Raw genomic sequence first — 21,276 nt, forward strand, 5'->3', positions numbered from 1 at the left:
GGTAGCGGCAATGTCCATCGCAGGCGCCACCGGATTCCCCAGGGTCGCCCCGGGCGGGGCCGACCGCCCGACCGGGTTCGACCCGCGGGCGGCCCTGTCCACGCTCGCCTCCGCGTCGCCCGAGCGCGTCCGGCACGTCCACGAGGTGCCGGCGCGGCAGGCGTCGTCCGAGCCGTGGCCCTCGTGGGTCGCCCCGACGGTGTATGCCGCGTGCGCCGGTGCCGGGATCACCTCCCTGTGGTCGCACCAGCGCGAGGCGGCCGACCTGGCCCGGGCCGGCCGGCACGTCGTCCTGTCGACGGGAACGGCCTCGGGCAAGAGCCTCGGTTACCTGCTGCCGGTCCTGTCCGCAGTCGTGGAGGGGGCTGAGGCGCCGACCGGGCGTGGCGCGACGGCGCTCTACCTCTCGCCGACCAAGGCGCTGGCCGCCGACCAGCTCGCCCGGGTCCAGGCCTGGGCGGTGCCGGGGGTGCGCGCGGCCACCTACGACGGCGACACCCCGACCGAGGAGCGGCGGTGGATCCGCGACCACGCCCAGCTCGTCCTGAGCAACCCCGACCTGGTGCACCACTCGCTGCTGCCCGGCCACGAGCGCTGGGCGCCGTTCCTGCGGGCGCTGCGCTACGTCGTGGTGGACGAGTGCCACGTCTACCGGGGCGTGTTCGGGTCGCACCTCGCGGCCCTGCTGCGGCGGCTGCGGCGGGTCTGCGCGCGGTACGGCTCGAGCCCGACGTTCGTGCTGGCCTCGGCGACCGTGCGCGACCCGGGCCTGCACGCCGAGCGGCTCACGGGGCTGCCGTTCGACGCGGTCACCCGGGACGGGTCGCCCCGGGAGGCGATGACCTTCGCGCTGTGGGAGCCCGGTGAGCTCGCCGACGGGTCGGGGCGGCGCAGCGCCACCTCGGAGGCCGCCGACCTGCTCGCCTCGCTCGTCGGTGGCGGGGTCCAGACGGTGGCCTTCGCCCGGTCGCGGGCAGGAGTCGAGGCCCTCGCGGCGAGCGCCCGCCGCACCCTCGACGACGCGGGCGACCCGCGCGCGGCCACCGGCGTCGCGGCCTACCGGGGCGGTTACCTCCCCGAGGAGCGGCGCGAGCTCGAGCGGGCGCTGCGCGCCGGGTCGCTCGTGGGCCTCGCGGCGACCAACGCGCTCGAGCTCGGCGTCGACGTCTCCGGGCTCGACGCGGTTCTCATGGCGGGGTGGCCCGGGACCCGCGCCTCCTTGTGGCAGCAGGCGGGGCGGGCCGGTCGGGCGGGGACCCGGTCGCTGGCGGTCTACGTCGCCGCCGACGACCCGCTCGACAGCTACGTCGTGGGCCACCCGGAGGTCGTGTTCGGCCAACCGGTCGAGGCTGCGGTGCTCGACCCGGTGAACCCCTACGTCCTGGGACCCCACCTCGCCGCCGCCGCGGCGGAGCTGCCCCTGCGCGAGGGCGACCTCGAGCTGTTCGGGGGCGAGGCGGTGGCCCGGCCGCTGCTGGACGCGCTCGTGGCCCGGGGCATCCTGCGCCGCCGTCCCAACGGAGGGTGGTACTGGGCCCGGTCGGACCGGCCGGGCGACCACCTCTCGCTTCGCGGCGCCGGCGAGGTGGTCGGGATCGTCGAGAGCCGGACCGGCCGGGTGCTCGGGACGATCGACGGGGCCAGCGCCCACACGCAGGTGCACGCGGGCGCGGTGCACGTCCACCAGGGCCAGACGTACGTCGTCACCGAGCTGGACCTCGAGGGGGGCACGGCCACGGTCGTGCAGGGCGACCCGGGCTGGAGCACGTTCGCGCAGTCGGTGAGCGCGTTCGACATCGAAGCGGCCGAGCGGTCCAGTCGGGTCGGACCGCTGGAGGTCTGCTTCGGCTCCGTGCGGGTGCACAGCCAGGTGACGTCCTTCCTGCGGCGCCTGCCGAGCGGGGAGGTCCTGGGCACCCACCCCCTCGACCTGCCGGCGCGCACGCTGCGCACGAAGGCCGTCTGGTGGACCATGCCGGTGCCGTGGCTCGCCGGCGCCGGGGTCGCCGAGGTGGACATCCCCGGCGCCGCCCACGCCGCCGAGCACGCGGCCATCGGCATGCTGCCCCTGGTGGCCACCTCCGACCGGTGGGACATCGGCGGGGTGTCGACGGCGGAGCACCCCGACACGGGTCTGCCGACGATCATGGTCTACGACGGGTACCCGGGCGGGGCGGGCTTCGCCGAGCGCGCGCACCAGGCGGTGAGCGCGTGGCTCGGCGCCACCCTGGCGACGATCGAGGGATGCCGGTGCGAGGCCGGGTGCCCGGCGTGCGTCCAGTCTCCGAAGTGCGGCAACGGCAACCAGCCGCTGGACAAGGCGGGGGCGGCGCGGCTCCTGCGGGCCACGCTGGCCGAGCTCGCCCGCGAACCGGCTCCGCGCCCCTGACCTGCGGTTTCGCACTCCTGCGTGCGGGACAAATCGGACGCTTCACAAACCGGCGGACCACGCAGGCAGCCACTATGGTCGAGGTGGACGGCGCACCACGCGCCGCTGATCTCTGGAGGTAGGCACGTGCTGGTCCTCGGACTCATCCTCGTCGTCGTGGCCGTCGCAGCAGGGGTCCTGCTGTTCCTCGCGACGCAGTCACTGACCAACCCCGTCACCCTCGATGCCGCCGGGTTCAGCGTGGGCATGACGCCCCTCGCCCTCATCATCGCGGGCGCCGTGGTGCTCCTGGTCCTGTGGCTGGGGCTGGCCCTGATCCGGGGCAGCGCGCGGCGCAGGGTCCGCCCCCGCCGGGAGGCCAAGGAGGCGCAGCGCCAGGCCGAGATCGAGGAGAACATCAGGGCCGACGAGCGCCGCCGGGCGGAGGAGACCCACCAGCAGGCCCTCGCCGAGCGCGACCGGGTCCGCGAGCAGGAGTTCGAGTCGCGGCTGGCCGAGCGCGACCGGCTGCGCGAGGACGAGTACGCCGGCCGCCGGGCGGAGGACGAGTCCCGGATCCGCGCCGACGAGCGGACCCGGATGGAGCGCGAGCTGGCCGGCTCCGGTGCCCAGGGCGCGGGCGCCCACGGGGCCACGGTCGCGGGAGGCGGTGGCGCCGTCGCCGGGGCCGCCGCCGCACACCACCATGACCACCGGGATGACGAGGTCCGTGGGAACGGCGGCCTCGACACCGGTGCGCAGGCGAGCGACGGCGGCTGGGACGACAGCGCCAACGAGCGCCGCGCTCTCGACACCGACCGGGACCCTGGTGGGGCGGGTGAGGCCGCAGCGAGCACGACGGCCGAGCCCACCACCGCCACCAACAGCGCCACCACTGCCACCAGCGCCGGCGGCACGGGCGCGGCCCGCGAGGGTGAGGGAGCCGACGTCCGCGACGGCGGGACCGCCGACACGCGCGCCGGTGAGGTCGGGACCCACGATGCGCCTCAGCCCGAGGCGGACGGCACGGAAGCCAGTGACTCGAGCCAGGAACCGGGGCGTCACCGCACGGTGGCGGACAAGATCATGGGCCGCGGCGCAGACGACAGCACCCGCTGACCAGCGCCTGTCGCCACCCCAGCCGTGACGAGGCCGCCGCCCGGGAGCCGCTCCCGGCGGCGGCCTCACGGTGCCGGGCCGGCACGGGACAGCGCCTGAGCCGACCGCGGCAGGCCGGGGAGGCCGAAGGCGACCCCTGACCGCGCCCGGACGAGGATCGAGCCGTCGGCACCCACGGAGCAGGCGGTGAGCACGGCGTGGTTGCGCGCGGCGATGGACGCAGCCGTGCCGCAGGCGCTCGTGCGTGCCTGCCCCCGTGCGAGGCTGGTCGCGCCGGCGAGCGCGGCGAGGTCGGCGGCGGCCCGGGCGCGGTGCGCCGCCACGACCGCGCTCCCGACCGCCAGACCCCCCAGCGTGGCCATCAGGATCGCCGCGACCACGGCCACCATGAGGACGGTGCCGCTCCCGCGGTCAGCGCCTGCGGCACCGACCCAGCCGACCCGAGGCGCTGTGATCGAGCGCTGGGCGCGTCGAGCGGAACGCGCAGCTCGGCGTCGAGCTGCTGGCACTCCGCCCCGGACGCGGCGCGCGGAACGGGCGCCGCGTCGGCGGGCGAAGCCCCTGCTCGACCCGTTCACCCGACGTCCTCCCGTGCGGCCACGGCCTGCGCCGAGGGCGACGCCACGTGACCCAGCCACCTCAGCGCCACGGCCGGACGACCCCGGACCGTCGCCTGCACCGTGGAGCCGGTGAGGTGGACCGCCACCGACGCGCCCCGAGGGGCGAGCCGCCGGCCGAGGGCCACCGCCTCGGCCGGCGGGTCACCGCGGGCTGCCGCCCGCGCCGCCGCCCGCGCGGCATCGGTGCAGCGGACCTGGTCGGTGGCGGCACCCACCGCGCCCAGACCCAGCAGGAGGCAGAGCACGACGGCGGGGATGGCGACCGCCAGCTCGACGGTCGCCATCCCGGACTCACGCCTGCGCCTCACCCGGCCGTTCCGAGGGCGGTCGTGATGATGCCGGCGAGCGCGGACTTCACCCCGCCGGAGCGCACCACCGCCAGCAGGACGGCGGCGAAGGCGCAGGCGGCCAAGGTGCCGACGGCGTACTCGGCGGTCGTCATCCCGGCCTCGGCACCGCGCCGCAGCCGCGCGAACCTGTGGGTCAGTGACCTCTTCATCGGAACTCCTCACGGGTCATGAGGGCTGTGGTGCCCTCCCTGTGTCCAGCGAAGCGGGGGTCGTCGGTGAGCGGCAGGGCCCAGCCCGCGCCCGGTGGACAACGGGCGAGACCGGTGCCGCCTGTGGACGGGACGGGCCCCGGGAGGCGGCACAGCTCGTCACCGACCCGGGGCCGCGTCGTCCGGACCGGCAGCACCGCGCGTGGCGGAGGCGCGCCCTGGACGGAGGCGACCGCCCACGACCTCGACGGCTCCTCACCACGGGTCAGGACGCGAGCACGCTGCCGGCGAGGGCGAGCACGACGGGGATGACTGCGGTGCACGCGAACGCGGGCAGGAAGCCCAGGCCGAGCGGCAGCACGAGGAGCACCCCCGCGCGGGCGGCCCGCCTCGCCTGGTCCTGCTCTCGCTCGTCACGGATCCTCGCTCCGGCATCGAGCAGCAGCCCGATCGGTGAGGCGCCGGTGCCCGCCGCCATCTGGAAGGCCAGCGCGGCCGGCCGCCAGGCGGGACCGGCATAGGCCCACGCCTCGGTGACGGGCACGCCCCACTGCAGCGCCGCGACGACCGCCGCGAGGTCGCGGCGGACGCGGCCGGACGAGGCGGCGGCCACGACGGCGACCGCCTGTGTCAGGGCGGCCCCAGAGCGCAGGGCGAGCACCACGAGCACGAGGGCGTCGGCGACGTCCTCGGGCGCGGGGGCATCGCGTGGCCGGACGCTACCGGGGCCCGTCCGGCCGGGAGCGCGCGGTCCCGTCGCCGGCGCGTTCGCACCCCGACCGCCCGAGTTCGCCTGGTGGGGCGAGCCCGGGCCGACGGGGCCTGGGCCGACGCGGCCTGAGCCCCCGGGACCGCCGGGGCCAGGGCGTCGCTCAGGCCAGAGCAGGACCGCCGCCGCTGCCAGCAGGGCCAGGACCACCGTCATGCGGCGCGGGCCAGGATGCGCGCGCTCCACCAGCGAGCGACGGCGGCCAGGACCAGCCCCGCCACGAGGCTGCCGCCGGCGGCCGGGCTGGAGAGGTACAGCGTGCGCGGGTCGATCCCGCAGGCGAGCCCGACGAACGGCCCGGAGAGGGGCAACAGCAGCAGCACCAGCATCGAGGCGCGCGGTCCTGCGGCCGCCGAGGCCACGCGGTCGGCTGCGCGGCGCCGGGCGCGCAGGACCTCGAGCGAGGTCGCCAGCGCCTCCGACAGCGGCGAGCCGGTCTGCTCACTGAGCCCCCACGCCCGCGCGACGAACCGGAGGTCGTCGCTGTCGAGGAGCTCCGCCCAGGACTGCCAGACGGGGGCGAGGACCTCGCCGTGGGTGCCCGCGGTGACGAGGTCGTCGACCAGCTCGACGAACGGCCCGCGGCCCTGTGCCGCCTGCGCCGCGGCGAGGGCCACGGCGGGTGGGGCCCCGGACTGCAGGGGACCGAGGACCAGGCCCAGCAGCTCGGCCAGGCCCTCCTCCCAGGCGCGGCTGCGGGCGCGACTCCTCCCGGCCGCCCCGGAGCGCGTCCCCCGTGCCGCGAACGGCCGGCGCCGGCTCCCCGCGCTGCTCGCCGGACCGACCAGGCCCGGACGCCCGCTGGCCGCCCGTCGCGCGGGACGTGCCACCCGAGGGGCGAGCGGCCAGAGCAGGACGGCCGCGACGGCGAGGCACAGGCACGCGCCCAAGCCGATCACGAACGAGCTCCCACCCCAGGCTCGGCACCGCAGCCCGGGACCGCAGGGCCCTCGCTGCCACGCCCCTTCAGCCCCAGCCCCTCCGGACCCAGCCCCTGCAGACCCAGCCCCTGCAGACCCAGCCCCTCCGGACCCGGCCCCTCCGAACCGCGCCCCTCCGTACGGCGCCCCTCACACCCTGGGACCGCAGGCCCCCGGTCGCGCGAGCCTCCGCAGTCCGCCCCCGCGTCGGCCGGCCCGTCCCGGCCGGAACCGAGTGCCAGCTCGGCCGCGAGCTCGGGCCAGGCGGGTCCCTCGACACCGGACAGGGCGTCCACCGCCAGGTCGCACCGCACCTCCCCCGAGCTGGCGCAGGTCCGCAGGACGCTGATGGACGCGACCCGCCTGCCCTGAGCCCGGCGCTGCACGTGGACCACCACGCGCAGCGCCGAGGCGAGCTGCGCCCGGACGGCGTCCCGCGGCATCCCGGCAAGGGCGCCGAGGGCCTCGAACCGGGCCGGGAGGTCGGCCGGCGCGTTGGCGTGCACGGTGCCGCACCCGCTGTCTGAAGCCGCCCAACGTGACACATGGACGCCGGCCTTTCGTGCTGCGAGTGTCAGGTAGAGACCCGGCGGCACGGTGACTTACGCGGCTCAACATGACACTTGGGCAGCCGGACACACCCAAGGCTCGGTCCGGAGCCCATAATGGTGCGCCAGCCCATCGGGACTCTCCCTTCGGCAGGAGCCAAATGGCCCATGGCGCGAACCGCTCGTGCGGGAACGCCAGATTGTCGGTGGCGGCTGGGACACTATGGGTATGGCCGATGAGAACCCGCAGCCCACGCCGGAGCCACCGGTTCCGCCGGCGCCGCGTGATTGGGTAAGTACCGAGTTTGTCCGTGAGTCGCCGCGACCACCGCAGCGGGAGCAGCGCCCTGAGACGAAGTCGTCGTGACGCCTTCGGGCGAGGCCGGGCAGGAAGGGGTGCAGACCGAGTCCGAACCTGCTCCGGAGCCGCCAGCTGGTCGGGAGTGGATCTCGACGGAGCGGGTGAAGGGCAGCGAGCCGCCCTCGGTGAACGACGGCGCGTTCTTTGAACGTGATGAGTGAGCAGGGCGCGGTCTACGCAGCGTTCATTGACCAGCAGCTGGCGTGGGAACGCGCTCGACAAAGTTCGTTGGACGAGCGCGGTTCGAAACTTCAACAGGCGGCGAGTTTGACGGCGGGCCTGTATGTTGCCGCCCTGAGCGTGCTGAACGGGAAGGATGCGCCCCTGACAGGCCCTGCCTTGGCTGTGTACGTCGGCACCATCGTCGTGCTGGCCGCCGCGTTCCTCTTCGGAGTCATCACCACGCGCCTGGTCGAGTACGAAGTCGCAGACAACTCAACGTTGACCGCGATGACCGAGGAGCGGTGGGGTGACAGCGCCGTCGATAGCCTCAGCATCACCGCCTACTTGAACACGAAGGCCATCGCGTCGCTGCGAGCAGGAAACAACTTCAAGGCCAACTGCCTCCATCGGGGCATTCTCTGCCAGGGAGTCGGAGTGGTGGCCGGGGCTGGGACGTTCGCGGTCGTTGCCGCCGGCGCTCTCACCTGACGTGTGCGCCGGCTCTGGCGTTGGCAGAAGGCAGTGCGGGTTCCCACATGTGAGGGCCGCGGATGCCGAACCGTTGAGCCACGGTCGTGACTGTTTGACTGGTGAGGTCGTCCACGTGCGGTAGCTGCTTGAGTAGCCTGTACTGATTTCGACGGGGTACGGGGGCGAGGACGTGCCCGGCGACGGTGAGGGCTGGTGCAACGCGAAAATCGCCGCCGGTGAGCGCGGCCCAAACGCGTGCGGCGATGAGGCATCGGCTGATTTCAGGCCCGACGGGCAGGTATTTCGCGTGGGGGGACCAGACTGTGGACCATTCCGATTCGGTGATTGTCGTCAGGGCTGCCAGGGCTGCTCGTCGACTGCTGTAGTCGACGGGCGGTGGGGTCGCCGCGAGTTGGTCGGCCAGCTGTGTCAACGTATTCACGACTTCGGCGCCGTTCCCGTGAACTCGCAGCTCATGGAGGGCGTAGGCGAAGTACTGCTTGCCGACCAGTGGCCCGGTTCCCAACAGGGCCGCTGTGTCCGGTGCGCTCATCAAACCGGGGCCCAGTAGGCGCACTATGAGCATTGAAAGGAGTCGTCGTGCGTGGTCTGGACGGGAGGTTGGCGGCAGGTGAGGTTGAAGTCGGGCGTACACGTTGGGCCAGACGAGGGCAGGGACGGCTGACGCCACGTCACCTTGTGCCGTGGCTGGTTTGGCTCGATGCACGCGGGTGAGGCTCGTGATGGGAGCCAGCCCCTGGTGACGGCTCTCAAGTGCGGCCACGACCGCTTCCTTCATCGGCGCTGGCGGTGTCCAGGTACGCATCACACGGTCCCAGCGTGTTCGACCACCAGGGAGCGTGTAGCTGGCCTCGATGAGTTGACGCGCGCGTTCTTGAATGGACTCGGGCGGCCCTGTCAACAGCGGGATCGCGATCCGAAGCGCTGCAGCCATGAGCAGTGAGCTTCGGGGTGCGTCCCGGTACGCAACGAACACCCCTGGCTCGCGTGTCTTCTGCGCCAAGCGTTCCTCGCGGTCACGCACGTGCTGTTCGAACGTGTTGATGACGGCTCGGTCTGCTCCAGCGAGTAGTTCGACGCTGCCCTGGTGCAAGACGAGCCGAGCGGCTGCGCGCAGGTTCGCCGTCATGACCAAGGGCTCGACCTGCCGGTCCGCTCGCCCTTCGTCGACGGCCTCTGCGTTGACGAGGCCGTTCGCCCAAGCCATTCGCTGAATGGCCGTGGCGTCTTTGACGGCCACCGCGCTTACAGAGACCATCTCGGTGGCGCATGCGCTCATGCGCGGCCGGCCTGAGGTCGGCGCGGCGCCGGCAGTGGCGGTCGGCACCGGGGTGGTACACATGGTTCGTTGGCGTTTGTCTTCCTTATTGGTCTGCAGCGCACGACCGCAGCCGGGACATGTGCTCACCAGGTAGCACTGGTGTTGTTCACACATGAACAGCCACGGGAGCTTCCACTTGAGCTGCCACACGCCGCCGGACTCCGCCAGGCACTTCGGGCACGCCATGGACGAGCGGGTGTAGACCCAGTGGACGCGGCCCCATGTGCTGACCAGGCCGGGCACGTCGGGTCGCAGGTCTTCAACGGTGAGGATTCGGTCGCGAAAGTGGCTAAGGAGGGCAGCCTCGATGGCGCTGACCGGTTCGCCGGTGCGGGCGGACACATGCGCGACCTGTTCAGGTGGGAGCATCACACCTAATGCCGCCGGGGCCTGCCGTCCGGGCGTAGTCAGGCCGAGGCTGAGCCACATGATCTGACGGCTGACGCAGTTGTGGTCGGCCATTCGGTCCAGCCAGGAGCACAGGCTTTCCCCGGACTCAATCGGCACGACGAGCGTCATCCGCGACAGACGCCCAGCGATTCGCTGGCAGCTGGCGACGCTCAGCGGCCGGCCCATCAGACCCTCCCAGTCGCTCGGGCCGCGAGACCCCTTCCGACTTCAGGCGGAGCCACGCGTTCGACTGTTCCTCACCGTTCATCGTTCACCCGGCGCGGCACCGGTCGCCGGAGACACGCCGCCCAGCATGACCCGAAGTCGGCTTGTGGCCCCATCGTTGGGCTAGGCCGTGAGCTGACGGCTCCTTTGCGCACCGCGACCAGGCTTAGTTGAGCGCGCTCTCTGGTCCCGAATCTGTTCAAGATGCTTTCGGAACTCGTACTCGCTGGCGTAGTCGATCGTGACCTCGCCCAAGTCGTCCAGGGTGATGCATTCCAGGTTGCTTCCTTGGACTCGGAACGCCGCCTCACGCAGCAGTTGGGATAGGGAACAGATCGATCCGCCGGTGCGACGGTGCAGGTACTCCCAGTGCTCCGTGATGCTGTTCGTTGGCTGGTCGATCAAGACCAGGTGGTCTTCAAACGTCTTCACTAGGTTCACCCAGGAGGTCGCAGCCGCCCTCGAGTTCACCTCGTAGCGTTTGGGGCTCAGCAGGCTGTACCTCCCACTGGTCTGCGTTTTGCGGCTGTTGCCGGGGCCTTCGGTGAACAGCTGCCCCGCTTCGAGCTCGACACCGACAGCAACGAACGTAGCGCCGGTGGTGTTCGCCAGCGCCTTGAGCATGTTATTGGCTTCTTGGCCGGCTTCCTTTCCAACGTCGAGGAAATGAAGATCGTCAATGACGAGAATGCTCGTCCCAGACAGGGACATGGCCTTCGTCACGACGTGCTGTAGCAGGGTCGTCGTGGCTCTGTCTGGCTGGTCCAGTTCGTAGTACACGGCCAGTGCCTGTAGCAGCGCCTTCACGGACGCCTTCTCCGGCATCTGCAGGTACCCGACCGGGACATACTCGTCGCCGCGCCGCGCGAAGTAGTCCGGGTGGCGGCTTCGCAGGCTGCGTTCGTAGTCGGCCAAGAGGACCTTGACCGCTGTTGACTTGCCGATGCGCGTGGGGCCTGACACCACAAGTCCAGATCGGGCTCCCGGCTGGGCGTACTGGTTGATGCTCAGCAGTGAGCCGAGCTTGGCAGACAGAACTTCGATGAGAGGCGTGTTGAAAACGGCCAGCGACGAGTGGTACCGGTCTCGGGCACGGTCGTACTCCGCTGCCCGGTCGAATGACATGTGGTCGTAGACGTCACGGGTGACCCTTGGTGGGCGCGGAGGTTCAGTCCGGTCCAGGTAGCGCCGCCACGCCGTCTTCGTCCACGGTTCAGCCAGCGGCGGCTCCGCTAATGGGTCCGCCCCGTCGGCGAGAGGGTCGGGCCAGTGAGCCACCAACGAGTTGCGCGTCACCATGCTGGAGCCGCCCTTCCGGTCAGTCGTTCCCTACGACGCGCAGGCTCCGCGCGGCGGTGATGTCGATGTCGAACGTTGAAGCACCGTCGTTGGTATCAGCATGTGCTGATGCTGCAGCCCGCTTGGTTCTTTGACGGCCAGGGGCAGCGCCGTCCAGCTCGTCCTGGTTGGCCAGGGGGACGCTGGTTGCTCGGTCCCGGGCAGCGGCACGAGCCCGTTCGGCCAGCACGGATAGCTCGCGACGGGTGGTGACTGTCCAGTTCTCTTCCGCGTCCATCTTGTGCTGCAGCTCGGATAGCGCTTGGGCGATGTCCGGTCCGGACTTGTGGTTCATGCCGTGGTCGCGCATGTACTTGCGCAGGTTGCGGTAGTACGTGTCGCTGAACGGTTGCAGGTCATCTGGGGCGTCGATCCATTTCAAGCCGTACCAAGCGTGGTGGTCCCATGCGTAGAAGTAGGCGTACGTGAGGTCGCGAGGGTCGTACCGCACCGGCAGCGTCTTGCCTCGGCCTTGTCTCTCACCGTGCTGGGTCCCACCACGACGACCCTTGGCTGTCAGTGGGCGCGCGTACGGGCTGGGCTTGTGCGCGTAGTAGCGCAGGATGTCGTCGTCGTGGACGCGGTAGTTGAGGTTCACCCCGTAGGGGTGGATCTTGACCCAGCGGATGGGGAGGAGCTGGTAGTACATGTCGTCGGCGATGGGCGCGGCGACCCACCCACATCTTGTGACGGATGCGGCGTACGCCTGGTTCGGGGTGAGTCGGCGCGACGGTTGCGCCGGCACGACCAGCGCACTGTGTGGGGTGCGTTGGTAGATGGCCACGATGTAGTAGGCGAGGAACTCTTCAAGCTCGGCGATCGTCCATCTGGCCTGTTCCTCGGCGAGGTCTCCGCGGCGGACCGGGTTCGGGCCGGTGTATCCGGCTACGTGCTGGGCGAACCGGGCGCCGAGGCTGCGGAAAGACGCCTCGACTGCGGCCTTGTCGGTCGGTGTCATGACGCGGGCGCTCTGGATGTTTATTCCGAACAGTTCACAGCCGCGTTCGAATGCATCGGATACGAACACTCGGTCGTTGTCGACGAGAACGGTTTCGGCATAGATGACAGGTTTGGCTGCAGCCCCTTGGAACCGTTCATCGTGGTCGATGAGGGTGCCCATGGGCAGCCCGAGAAGGCGTATGGAGAGTTCTTCCTGCCAGTGGGGGCGCATCGGTTCGGGGCGGAGCATGTCGGCAAGCAGGAGCGCTGCGTCTACGTTCTTGACTGCTTGGGGGCTCAGTCGCATCGCCCCGATTGTTCGGCTGTTCAGGTCGACCGCCCACGTCATCTGGACCTTGACGTCAATGTCGTTGACGGGGTCGTAGGCGGTGATGTCGAGCTTGGTCGAATCCATCAACACTGCCTGTCCGGGTCGGTCTGCCCGCGCGTGCATGTACGTCTTGGAGGGCTTGCGGTCGTGGGTGCGTCTGGTTGTGGCGTTGTCGAACGTGTACCTGCCATTGAGGAGAAACAGAATCTTGGGTCGCAGAGTCGAATCGGGTGGGAGTGTCAGGTCCGGGGCGGAGATGGCCAAGCGGGCCGCCAGGCGGCGCCGGAACCGGGAGTAGGTGCCGGTGGACTGGTGTCGTTCGGCATCGGCCTGGTCGAGGATGGCGTCGATGATGCGGCGGTCTAGTCCGGCAAGCGGGTCGACGACCCTTTTGGAGCGGTTGTCGACGAGTCCCCAGAGCCCATCTACGCGCCACGCAGCCAAGTGCCGATACATGGTTGTGCGGGATGTTCCAAGCTCGGCCATCTTGGCGAGAATACGGTCTTCCTGGTCGGTGCTGTCAGGGTCGTACTCGGGCCGCGGCTCTAGCTCCGCTGCTTGCCGGGTTGGGTAACCGGTCGCTACTTCGCGGATGTGTCGTTCGAGGGTTTGTGCGCGTTCGAGCGCTTGCTGAGTCAGCCCCTGAAGGGCGGCCGAGTAGTCAATGCGCCTTCGGCCGCCGCACACTGCTGCTTCCTCGCAGGAGGCGTCTGTTGCGCCGTCTGCCTCTTCAACCAGGTGCAGCGGTGCGGGCTCGGTGGCCGGGTCGAAAGGCAGACCGAGGTAACTGCCGGATGCGCCTTCCGCGCCCGGGCCAGCGTTCCCTTTTCGGGCCTTCTTGCTCAGCCGCTTGCGGGCTCGGTCGAGGCGGGTCGTGTCAGCGCTCGCTGAGCCGCCGGTGGCAGCCGCCACCATGTCGGCGTACACGGCCGCGGCAAGGACGAGCTTGTAGGCGCCGTAGGTGTCACGGAGCCGGAACGCGATGGATGACTGTTCGGTGACCAGTTCTTCGAAACCTACGACCACGTGTTCCTCGCCGTCGTAGGTGATGGTGTCTCCGACACCGATGCTGGGCAGTTTCGCTCCGGCAGCCTTGGTCATCAGACACCTCTAATCGTGCGGGAGAACGCCGGGTCTGTGTCGTCGTAGTGCGGGCTCCGGGGCACCGCTGACGCCCATACCCGGGTGCGTTCGCTCAGCGGTGAGTCGAAGTCCATGACCAGCTGCTGCCACCACAGCAGGTGATAGGTGGCGGGACGTACCTGCACGTCGTCTCCGAAGGGCGCCCAAAGGTCTCTCAGCCGGACCGGTTTGGCCGCGGCGATCAGGAGGGCGGGAAACAGGTCGTCCCTGGTCAGCCATCGTCTGAACCCGAACAGCCATCCGACGGTTTGCATCCTCGTCGCGGGTGGTTCGGCGAGCAGGTAGTACGTCCAGCCCAGATTCGCAGCGGCGACGGAGGCAAGTTGTGCCCGGCGAAGGACGTCTGGGTTGCGAATCATGGCCGGGTTCTTGACGTCGATCAGTCGGGCACCACCACCCCGGAGCCGGGCGAGAATGTCTGGGGTGTGGGTGAACTCGCCCTGCATGTCGGTCCCGGTGAGCCTCAGGGGTTGGGTGCGCATGGCGGTGACGTCCGGGTCGTGGTCAAGCAGTCGTAGCCAGCGTGCCTCGAGCCATGACTCGCACGCCAAGTTGGCGCGGTCGGTGCTCGAGCAGTAGTTGCTCGCGGTGTGGGTGGCCCCTCGATGCTGGGCAATGCTGCGGATTGCTCGCCCAGGCAGCAATCCACGAAGATCTTGGCTTGGGATGCCCTGATGCTCCGCACCGGTGTGGTCGACCCACGTGACCGTTGTGGCGCGGACCCTGTCGATGCTGGCTGGTGCGGATCCGACTACCGGGGGCATGACAGCCCTGGTGACGTCTCAGTCGGCGCATCCGTTTCCTTCGCGGCCGCCCAAGTGAGCAGAGCGTGGCGCAGGTCGGTCGGCGCCTGCCGGTCAAATCGGCGATACCCCTCGACACGAGAGTTTCGGTCGATGGCGCCCGGCCAGGGGGCGAGGGCAGCCGGCGACTCGGTCCACGGTCCACCGGTGTGCTCTGCCCATACCCAGGCCGCCGCGTGACGGGAGCGGGCTGTTGTGTAACGGAACACGGCACGGGCGGTCGTCAGCTGCGTCCAGGTCGACGCGGGGATGGATCGCAGACCGGCGAGGGAGGCGATTCTGGCCCGGTAGTCAACGGGTTCCATTCCAAGTTCGGCAAGGACAGCGGCCACTGAGCGCCAGTACTGGTCCGGGTCGCTGATGCGTCGTCCGATGACGTCGGCGACGTGGGTGCTTCCCGCGTCGCCGAGGCCTAGGGCGCGACCAGCATTCGCCCAGGTGTTCGCACCGGCGAGGCGGGCTACCGACAGAGCGGCGAACCGTCGCCCTGTCGTGGTTGCCGTGCCAGGCAGGTGCTCCACGATGTACCTGTTGTACTGCTGCACGGGCACCAACGTGGGGATCCACGCCGCAGGCAGCGCCCAGCTCGTGCTGAGCTCCGGCGCGGGTACGGGGGTGGCGCCCGGGTGAGGTGCGGCTTGCGGCTCTGGAGGGGGTCGATGACGCGTCATCGCTACCGGCGCGACTATGCGGCCGAAGTTCTTTCTGCGTAGGTCCAGGGCAAGGTCGGCCACGAGTCCCCGCACCCGCAGGCAGCGCAGCGAGTCGTGCCCGCGTCGGGTGTTTTCCTTCACGAACGCCTGGACAAGCGGGCTGGCAGCAGCGGCAAACGCCTGCTCGCTGTCGGCTGTCATGGCGGCTGCCAGCAGGTCGAAGAGAGCTAGGCAGGCGCGTGCTGTGGGCGGGCCGCTGCGGTAGCCGGTGGGCAAGATGATGCTGTCGCCGCTGGACCAGTGGGTCAGGAACTGTTCCAGCGGCCGGGTCCGGGCAGGGCTGGGTCGTTGGACCATGCGGGGGTCGGTTCCGGTCAAGGACAGCGTTATGGCGGACAGGTCACGCAATGTCATGAACCACTGAGCCCGGGTCAGGGTCCGGCCTCCTAAGAGGACTGAGCCCTCCAGTCGGACCCCGGGTCCGGGCGCACGGGCAGAGGCCGAGCTTGGGTGAGCGAAACTGAGCAGGAGATTCTGGAAGTCCGCCTGCTGGTTCGTCGCCTCATGGGCAGGCAAGTCCGCGAGTACCTGCTTGCAGGGCCCATGTGGGGTGTGGTTTCCGCATCTGGTCGGGTCCGGTATGCGGGCATCGGAAAGGGCTCGCGCGCGCCCTTCCAAAGCGTATCCACGGGTGAACGGAATGCCGCAAGCGGGACACACATCCAGCAACCTCAGACGGTGCGTTGGGCAGCAGCCGGCGCACTGCAGCCGCCACCACAGCGGCCAGACGGGCGCGTCGGTCAGACACGCAGGGCATGCCCGAGAGGAGAACGGCAGCATCCATTCGCGTCGGCTGACAATGCCCACGGTGCGTTCGTCGGTGATGTCGAGTCCGGTCAGGTCCAACGCTGTCCCGTCGAAGGCGCTCAGATGCATCTGCTGCATCTCGTCGGTCGACATGGCGGCGACGGTCGCGGCGCGATGAGCCAAGTGCTGGGGGAGGGTGATACCGAAACAAGTCACCCTGGCTCCACCCGCCCGCCATTGGGCACGCACCGGCAGCCCCAAACGCCGCGCAATGAGACCAGGAGGTGAAAGCGCATGCGCGCTCGTGCGCATCAGCCAGGACCACAGCGCCTCGCCAGGAAAGGGCTCCACCACCAACGTCATACGACCATGCCCGCGCACCCCTGCCACCCTTCCCCGGATCAGGTCCAACACGCGCGTCGCCCTGCCTCCATGCGACATAACCCACCGTGTGACTGACATCTACACGCGCGGAGTATAGAGGTCTATACCTCGTGAATCCTAGAGCTGCGGGTCGGGCAGAGTCCGACGGTCGGTCCTGCCTGCGCCCGACTAAGCGAGGTGCCCTGGATCTTGGAGTCCCGTGTTGTGGGCCCTGTTCCGTGAACACTCGAAGGTCGCGGGTAGGCGCCGGCCCGCCGGTGGGTCGCTGGCGCCGAAGCGGGTGCTGGTAACCAACTTCACGGCGGCGGCGCAGGTGGCGCAGGTGTGGTCGGTGTTGTCGTACGTGGTGGTGACGGTCATGGTGGTCTGACCTTAGTTCGGGTCCGCGGTTCTCGGAGCCGAACTAAGGTCGGGAGTGGGTTACTGGTCGGACTTGGTCCACTGGTCGTACAGGTGCCAGGCGAGGTACCCGGTGGCGAGCAGGAGCCACCATTCGGTCAGCGCCTTGAGCAGGTAGAGGTCAAAGATGGTCATCGCGGTGCCTTTCACTGGAGACGGGTGGTGCTCGGTTCCAGTGCTATCGGCGTGACGGATCGGTAACTGTTCACCTTTTGAGGTGCTTTTCCGAAATCTTTGTGACGCGGGCTCATTGCGCTCTGGCTGGTGCTCGGTCCTCACCGGCGGGGGAGGCGGGGCGGGGCCTTGGGGTGGGCTGCAGCGGTGTTATGGGTTGCAGGCGGCGGGGTCGGGTTTGCGTGGCCAGGTGGCTGCTGTTTGGGTGGCGCCGGGGTCGGTGGCGGTGTCGGTGGTGTCGGCGCCCGTGGCGGTGACGCCGTGGAGGTCGGCGCCGCGGAGGTTGGTTCGGTCGAGGCAGGTTCTGGTGAGGTCGGCTCCGCGGAAGTCGGCGCCGACGGCGTGGGCTTGGGCGAGGTTGGCTCGACTGAAGTTGGCGCCTCGGGCGTCGGCTCCGTCAAGGTCGGTTTTGGTCAGGTCTAACCCGGACAGGTCTGCTGCGCGTAGTGACGAGGCTCGGAGGGAGTGCGTGTCAACGAACTGTTGGGTGAGGCGCAGGCCGTCCAGGTGCGTGGGGCCCGATGTCGAGATGGGTGCCGTTTTGGTGGGGTGGCTGGTGAGGGTGAGGTCTGTCCGGGTGGCTGAGAGCGCGAGGCATCCGAGGCCGATGAGTGCGGCGACCGTGGTTGCAGCGGGCCAGGATTGGAGGTGGTGTCCGGCGACGCCGCGGTTGAGGACGATGCCGGCCGTGGCGGCAACCAGGGCGCTGATGGCCAAGGCTGCGGCACCTGCTCCGACGAACTGGCCGAGGACGGCAACGGTGACGACGAAGGAGGCTGGAAGGAGCCACAGCGCGGCCCCGACCGGGTCGTGTCCTTCGTTCGTTGCGGGCACGGAAGGTATGAGGCTGCTCGTGGGCGCGGCGCTCGTTGCGTCTTCCGAGGGTGCCGCCGGTTCCACGCTGGTCGACGTCTGCGGACTGGCCGGGCTATCCGCCGGCTCATTCGGCACGTCGTGGGTGCCGTCGTCCTGGGGCGCCGGCTCGATGGTGCTGTCGTGCTCGGGTGACGAGGTCACAGGGTCATGGTTGCCGCCCGGTGCGGTACACCGTGGTCAACGCGCCGTATCAGGCAGCGGCACCGTCGCCGCTTGACCTCGACGCCCATTCGGCCGAGCCCTACCATCGAAGGAGGGTGCGCGGGTTGCTGGTGCACCGGGAGCGAGGTCCGGACATGGTCGAGGGATCAGGATTTCAACCGCCGGGTGTTGGCTCGAGCCGGTCAGGGGGCAAGACGCTTCCAGCGGCCCGAGACGGCGACCGGTGGGTGTGCAGCAAGCATCGCGCGAGCGCGCTGTCGCGGTTGTCAGACCAGGAGCGGTGGTGCGTCGACTATGAGCACCGGGTCCGCATCCCGTCGTCGTAGAGGTTGCTTGTGCCGTCGTTGACCAGTGATGCGACCTTGGGTACCGGCCGAAGCATCGGCCGGTACTTCGGTCTGGTCAGCATGGTCCCGTCGTTGCTGCTCGCAGGATGGTTGTGGTCACTGTGGGCCACCGGCGCCGTGGATGGGGTGCCGGCGGTCGCGAACGTGACCGCGCATTTGGCTCACCCGAGCATTGCCGCGTCGGCCGCTGCATTCCTTGCCGTACTCGCGTTGGCGTTGGTCACGCACCCGCTTCAGTTCCCGCTGGTTCAACTGCTGGAAGGGTACTGGGGTGGCGGCGCGACCAGTCAGGCGTTGCGGGTGTGGCGCACGAGCGCTCACCTTCGACGGCGGAACGCTGCGTCCAGACGTGTAGGGGTGCTCGGCACCGCCCTTGAAGTCCTCGATGACGACGACGTGACTGACGTTCTCCGTGGCGACGACGACAACGCTCGCCGCGAGCTCCTGACCGCTGCTGTGGCGCACGAGACGGCGAAACGAGTCGTCGGCCGGTACCCCACGACGCCGCTCGACGTGATGCCGACAAGCCTGGGCAACGTCCTTCGGCGACACGAGCTCCTCGCTGGAGCGTCCAGCAATCTGCCTGTGCTGGTGTTCGCAACGCACATCGGCATGGTTGCCAAGAGCGAACACACTGCGTACGTGCAGGACCGGCGCAATGACCTGGACCTGGCCGTGCGTGTTTGCGCGTGCGCCGCCGTTGCCACTGTCGCCACGGTGCTGGTGATGTGGCCGCACGGCGCGTGGTTACTGTGGTCGCTGGTGCCGTACGTCGCGACGTGGATGGCATACCGGGGCGCTGTGGCCGTCGCCGCGGCATACGGCACTGCGCTGCGGGCGTGGGTAGACCTGACCCGACCACAGCTGTACGAGGCGCTGCGGATGTCGAACCCCGCCACAGCTCAGCAGGAACGGGAACAGAACCGGAACCTTGAGGACATGGTGAACGGATCGCCCGATTTCACCATGGTGTTCCGCAACGACCACCCACGGCGAGCCCTTCTGGGGGCTCGAAGCCCGAAGGTCCACGCCCTTTCGACCAAGGGTCCACACGTTCTCGCTTCGTCCGACCAGGGCACCGGCGAGGGACGCCCCGGCAGGTGATTCCGCGCGGCGGCCAGGGGCGGCGTCAGCAGCTTCAGTCGCCCAGGAGTTGGAGAACTCGGTCGGTGAGGGCGAGCTGGGCAGCGCGCCCGGCCTGCTCGTACGTGGGGTGGTCCTTGGTGCGCAGAACGACCTTGCCAGCGAACATGACCTCGCCATGCCACCGTTCCGGGGCCACCGAGTCGCACACAGCGACGAACGCGAACCGCAGCGTCTCCTCGTTGCTTGGCGCGGGAATGCGCGCGCCCGGCTCGAGCCGGACGCCGCGAATAGTCGTGGTCGATGTCAGCATGAGGCCACGGTAGGCGCCGCCACCGACGTCGGGCCTTGCCGCCGGACACGGGGTGGACCAGTCGCCGGTCAGATGGGCATAGTCCCGGTCAGGGACTGTGTGGTGGCCGTGCGGGCATGATCGTCGTGCCCCACCCATTCCACGCGCACCGTCCGACCGGACGGGCCCGCAGCGCTGACCTGGCAGCGGAGCACGCGCTGTGCACGTCCGGAGCCCACGAACGCCTCGGTAAACAGCAAGTCGAAGGCAGCGGTCCAGATGTCATGGGCAGTTCGTTGCGCGGGAAGGTCCGCAGTGAAGTCGCGGATGCGACCACCCAGAGACAGCACCTGGTCCTCGCCCCGCTCGCCGAACAGGACCGAGCGCAGCGCCATCCTTGTGACATCGTCCGAGGAGTACCTGCGTGAGTTCATGCCGATCGACATGCTCGCGAACGGTGACCTCGTGATGGAGCCTCGCTCGAGCATGACCTGGACCTTTGTGCTGCGCGAGGCTGTGGTGGTCGTGGCGACCCCGGTGACCCGCGCCGGCCAGGACCCGCCGCGATACGTAAGGACCGTTTCACGCGAACCGAAGGTGCCCGCGCGCATGCGCTCCAGGTCTTCCAGCACGTGCACAGACTTGATGACGGCGTCGATGGTGACGTTGGCACCGTCAACGTGGATTTGGGTGGCGCGGAACATCGTGTCCTCCAGCTTGACCCAAGGGGACAGGTCCGAGGCAGCCATCTCCCGAAGGCGTGTCCGGACACCTGCAGCGAGGTCGTCAGCGTTCGTGAACCGGCCCGTCGTGTGAAAGGTGCGCACTTCCTCGATAAACGTCAGCTGGTCGGCCTGCACGTCGTCCTGGTCGCGAACCCAGACGCTCAGCGGAAGGTTGTGCTCCTCTGCGCGGCGGTACTCGGCATGGGTCGCGGACAAGTGCGTCGACCGGTCAAGGCGCCCGTACGTGCGGGCGAGGAGGCCCAGGTAGATGGTGCTTGAGTCGACCTCGGCGAGGTAGGCGACCTCGGCGTCGTCGTCACGGCCGCCGAACCTCTCGAAGCACACCGGGTGCGCACCTAGGTCGGCTACCTCGTGGGCCACGCGTTCGCGCAGGCTGGTCATGTCGCCGCCCATCACGGAGGAGATAAACACCCGCTGGTCGGCGGCCCAATCGGCTACGTCACGGTCGCTGAGGTTCGCTGGGGTCCCGGTCAGGTCGATTCGCAAGGTCACCGGTCCAGTCTCGCGCACGGCACCGACGCGCCCCGTTCCGACTAAGACTATGGGCCGCCCCGCGAGAGTCGCGAGGTCAAGTCGGCGTGCCACTGGTTGTGGATCGCGACCCAGCGAGCCATGGCGGGAACAACGGTTCCGCACCGCTCGCAGCCGTAGCCCGACTGAACTCGAGTGAAGCCGTGTGGGGCGGATGCCCCAACGATGGGGTACTCCTCCCCCTGGCCGACTGGATCGAGGGGACCGTTGCTGTTCATGCGAGTCAGTATGAGCAGTACCAGCGACATCCCACCGCGTGCGCCGTCGAACGCGCAGGCGCGAAGGCTTGCTGCCCATCCGGCTACGCCCGCAGGGGCTTACGCGTGGGATACCTTTCGGGTTCCGCTGGTCTCTCACCGGCTGAGCAACTCGTCCCTTGGACAAGCCGGTGGCCTCGGCAATGCGGTCGCATGACCAACCGTCGCGGCGCAGCCGCCTGACGGCACGCAAGCGAAAAGCGGCTATCCCGTCCAG

At 69.6% G+C, this 21,276-nt stretch carries 19 protein-coding genes; 5 read left to right on the plus strand and 14 right to left on the minus strand.

Features of this window, described 5'->3' with window-relative positions:
- Positions 1–10 precede the first annotated feature (10 nt).
- Positions 11–2,389: a DEAD/DEAH box helicase gene (locus ACYVDO_RS05745; RefSeq protein WP_460933658.1), complete on the plus strand. Its 2,379-nt coding sequence runs from the start codon at positions 11–13 to the stop codon at positions 2,387–2,389.
- Positions 2,390–2,515: 126 nt separating this feature from the next.
- Positions 2,516–3,487 carry a hypothetical protein gene (locus ACYVDO_RS05750; RefSeq protein ID WP_460933660.1) on the plus strand — a complete coding sequence of 324 codons (972 nt, stop codon included), beginning with the start codon at positions 2,516–2,518 and terminating at the stop codon, positions 3,485–3,487.
- Between the two features lie 65 nt (positions 3,488–3,552).
- On the opposite strand, the gene ACYVDO_RS05755 is transcribed toward ACYVDO_RS05750, so the two are convergent.
- The 6 genes from ACYVDO_RS05755 to ACYVDO_RS05780 all read right to left on the minus strand — a co-directional run bounded on the left by ACYVDO_RS05755 (position 3,553) and on the right by ACYVDO_RS05780 (position 6,801).
- Positions 3,553–4,125 (minus strand): Rv3654c family TadE-like protein, encoded by a 573-nt coding sequence (locus ACYVDO_RS05755; RefSeq protein ID WP_460933662.1) that lies wholly within the window; start codon positions 4,123–4,125, stop codon positions 3,553–3,555.
- Positions 4,062–4,391 (minus strand): TadE family type IV pilus minor pilin, encoded by a 330-nt coding sequence (locus ACYVDO_RS05760; protein ID WP_460934271.1) that lies wholly within the window; start codon positions 4,389–4,391, stop codon positions 4,062–4,064. Before ACYVDO_RS05760 ends, ACYVDO_RS05755 begins: the two co-directional genes overlap by 64 nt.
- Positions 4,392–4,411: 20 nt before the next feature.
- Positions 4,412–4,606 (minus strand): DUF4244 domain-containing protein, encoded by a 195-nt coding sequence (locus ACYVDO_RS05765; protein WP_460933664.1) that lies wholly within the window; start codon positions 4,604–4,606, stop codon positions 4,412–4,414.
- A gap of 265 nt (positions 4,607–4,871) precedes the next feature.
- A complete protein-coding gene (locus ACYVDO_RS05770; protein WP_460933666.1) occupies positions 4,872–5,270 on the minus strand; it encodes a type II secretion system F family protein in 399 nt (132 codons plus the stop codon).
- 257 nt (positions 5,271–5,527) lie between these two features.
- Positions 5,528–6,274 carry a type II secretion system F family protein gene (locus ACYVDO_RS05775; protein ID WP_460933668.1) on the minus strand — a complete coding sequence of 249 codons (747 nt, stop codon included), beginning with the start codon at positions 6,272–6,274 and terminating at the stop codon, positions 5,528–5,530.
- Positions 6,271–6,801 (minus strand): hypothetical protein, encoded by a 531-nt coding sequence (locus tag ACYVDO_RS05780; protein ID WP_460933670.1) that lies wholly within the window; start codon positions 6,799–6,801, stop codon positions 6,271–6,273. Before ACYVDO_RS05780 ends, ACYVDO_RS05775 begins: the two co-directional genes overlap by 4 nt.
- 556 nt (positions 6,802–7,357) lie before the next feature.
- Here ACYVDO_RS05780 and ACYVDO_RS05785 point away from each other — a divergent pair.
- Positions 7,358–7,855, plus strand: coding sequence for a hypothetical protein (locus ACYVDO_RS05785; RefSeq protein WP_460933672.1), 498 nt, complete (start codon positions 7,358–7,360; stop codon positions 7,853–7,855).
- Here ACYVDO_RS05785 and ACYVDO_RS05790 read toward each other — a convergent pair.
- The 5 genes from ACYVDO_RS05790 to ACYVDO_RS05810 form a co-directional block, all read right to left on the minus strand.
- A complete protein-coding gene (locus ACYVDO_RS05790) occupies positions 7,848–9,698 on the minus strand; it encodes a TniQ family protein (protein WP_460933674.1) in 1,851 nt (616 codons plus the stop codon). The genes ACYVDO_RS05785 and ACYVDO_RS05790 overlap by 8 nt on opposite strands.
- Before the next feature lie 219 nt (positions 9,699–9,917).
- The gene (locus ACYVDO_RS05795; protein ID WP_460933676.1) at positions 9,918–11,093 is read right to left on the minus strand and encodes a TniB family NTP-binding protein; all 1,176 of its coding nucleotides are present in this window, start codon (positions 11,091–11,093) and stop codon (positions 9,918–9,920) included.
- Between the two features lie 19 nt (positions 11,094–11,112).
- A complete protein-coding gene (locus tag ACYVDO_RS05800) occupies positions 11,113–13,503 on the minus strand; it encodes a hypothetical protein (RefSeq protein ID WP_460933678.1) in 2,391 nt (796 codons plus the stop codon).
- Positions 13,503–14,309, minus strand: coding sequence for a TnsA-like heteromeric transposase endonuclease subunit (locus ACYVDO_RS05805; RefSeq protein ID WP_460933680.1), 807 nt, complete (start codon positions 14,307–14,309; stop codon positions 13,503–13,505). The genes ACYVDO_RS05800 and ACYVDO_RS05805 overlap by 1 nt, the downstream gene beginning before the upstream one ends.
- Positions 14,297–16,270, minus strand: a complete 1,974-nt coding sequence (locus ACYVDO_RS05810; RefSeq protein ID WP_460933682.1) for a TniQ family protein — start codon at positions 16,268–16,270, stop codon at positions 14,297–14,299. Before ACYVDO_RS05810 ends, ACYVDO_RS05805 begins: the two co-directional genes overlap by 13 nt.
- A gap of 121 nt (positions 16,271–16,391) precedes the next feature.
- On the opposite strand from ACYVDO_RS05810, the gene ACYVDO_RS05815 reads away from it, so the two are divergent.
- The gene (locus tag ACYVDO_RS05815) at positions 16,392–16,562 is read left to right on the plus strand and encodes a hypothetical protein (protein ID WP_460933684.1); all 171 of its coding nucleotides are present in this window, start codon (positions 16,392–16,394) and stop codon (positions 16,560–16,562) included.
- A gap of 353 nt (positions 16,563–16,915) precedes the next feature.
- Here ACYVDO_RS05815 and ACYVDO_RS05820 read toward each other — a convergent pair whose 3' ends face one another.
- Positions 16,916–17,782 carry a pentapeptide repeat-containing protein gene (locus ACYVDO_RS05820; protein ID WP_460933686.1) on the minus strand — a complete coding sequence of 289 codons (867 nt, stop codon included), beginning with the start codon at positions 17,780–17,782 and terminating at the stop codon, positions 16,916–16,918.
- 356 nt (positions 17,783–18,138) lie between these two features.
- On the opposite strand from ACYVDO_RS05820, the gene ACYVDO_RS05825 reads away from it, so the two are divergent.
- A complete protein-coding gene (locus tag ACYVDO_RS05825; protein WP_460933688.1) occupies positions 18,139–19,254 on the plus strand; it encodes a hypothetical protein in 1,116 nt (371 codons plus the stop codon).
- 34 nt (positions 19,255–19,288) lie between these two features.
- Here the strand turns inward: ACYVDO_RS05825 and ACYVDO_RS05830 are convergent, their stop codons facing one another.
- Both ACYVDO_RS05830 and ACYVDO_RS05835 read right to left on the minus strand, forming a co-directional pair.
- Positions 19,289–19,546 (minus strand): hypothetical protein, encoded by a 258-nt coding sequence (locus tag ACYVDO_RS05830; protein WP_460933690.1) that lies wholly within the window; start codon positions 19,544–19,546, stop codon positions 19,289–19,291.
- Between the two features lie 68 nt (positions 19,547–19,614).
- The gene (locus ACYVDO_RS05835; protein WP_460933692.1) at positions 19,615–20,763 is read right to left on the minus strand and encodes a DUF4062 domain-containing protein; all 1,149 of its coding nucleotides are present in this window, start codon (positions 20,761–20,763) and stop codon (positions 19,615–19,617) included.
- Between the last annotated feature and the right edge of the window lie 513 nt (positions 20,764–21,276).

This window comes from Phycicoccus ginsengisoli (assembly GCF_054779295.1).

What these genes read in the sequence shown, in the direction of transcription:
- ACYVDO_RS05745 (WP_460933658.1), top strand. Translation starts at nt 11, where the DNA reads ATGTCCATCGCAGGCGCCACCGGATTCCCCAGGGTCGCCCCGGGCGGG.
- ACYVDO_RS05760 (WP_460934271.1), bottom strand. Translation starts at nt 4,391, where the DNA reads ATGGCGACCGTCGAGCTGGCGGTCGCCATCCCCGCCGTCGTGCTCTGC.
- ACYVDO_RS05765 (WP_460933664.1), bottom strand. Translation starts at nt 4,606, where the DNA reads ATGAAGAGGTCACTGACCCACAGGTTCGCGCGGCTGCGGCGCGGTGCC.
- ACYVDO_RS05785 (WP_460933672.1), top strand. Translation starts at nt 7,358, where the DNA reads ATGAGTGAGCAGGGCGCGGTCTACGCAGCGTTCATTGACCAGCAGCTG.
- ACYVDO_RS05790 (WP_460933674.1), bottom strand. Translation starts at nt 9,698, where the DNA reads ATGACGCTCGTCGTGCCGATTGAGTCCGGGGAAAGCCTGTGCTCCTGG.
- ACYVDO_RS05795 (WP_460933676.1), bottom strand. Translation starts at nt 11,093, where the DNA reads ATGGTGACGCGCAACTCGTTGGTGGCTCACTGGCCCGACCCTCTCGCC.
- ACYVDO_RS05800 (WP_460933678.1), bottom strand. Translation starts at nt 13,503, where the DNA reads ATGACCAAGGCTGCCGGAGCGAAACTGCCCAGCATCGGTGTCGGAGAC.
- ACYVDO_RS05805 (WP_460933680.1), bottom strand. Translation starts at nt 14,309, where the DNA reads ATGCCCCCGGTAGTCGGATCCGCACCAGCCAGCATCGACAGGGTCCGC.
- ACYVDO_RS05810 (WP_460933682.1), bottom strand. Translation starts at nt 16,270, where the DNA reads ATGTCAGTCACACGGTGGGTTATGTCGCATGGAGGCAGGGCGACGCGC.
- ACYVDO_RS05830 (WP_460933690.1), bottom strand. Translation starts at nt 19,546, where the DNA reads ATGCTGACATCGACCACGACTATTCGCGGCGTCCGGCTCGAGCCGGGC.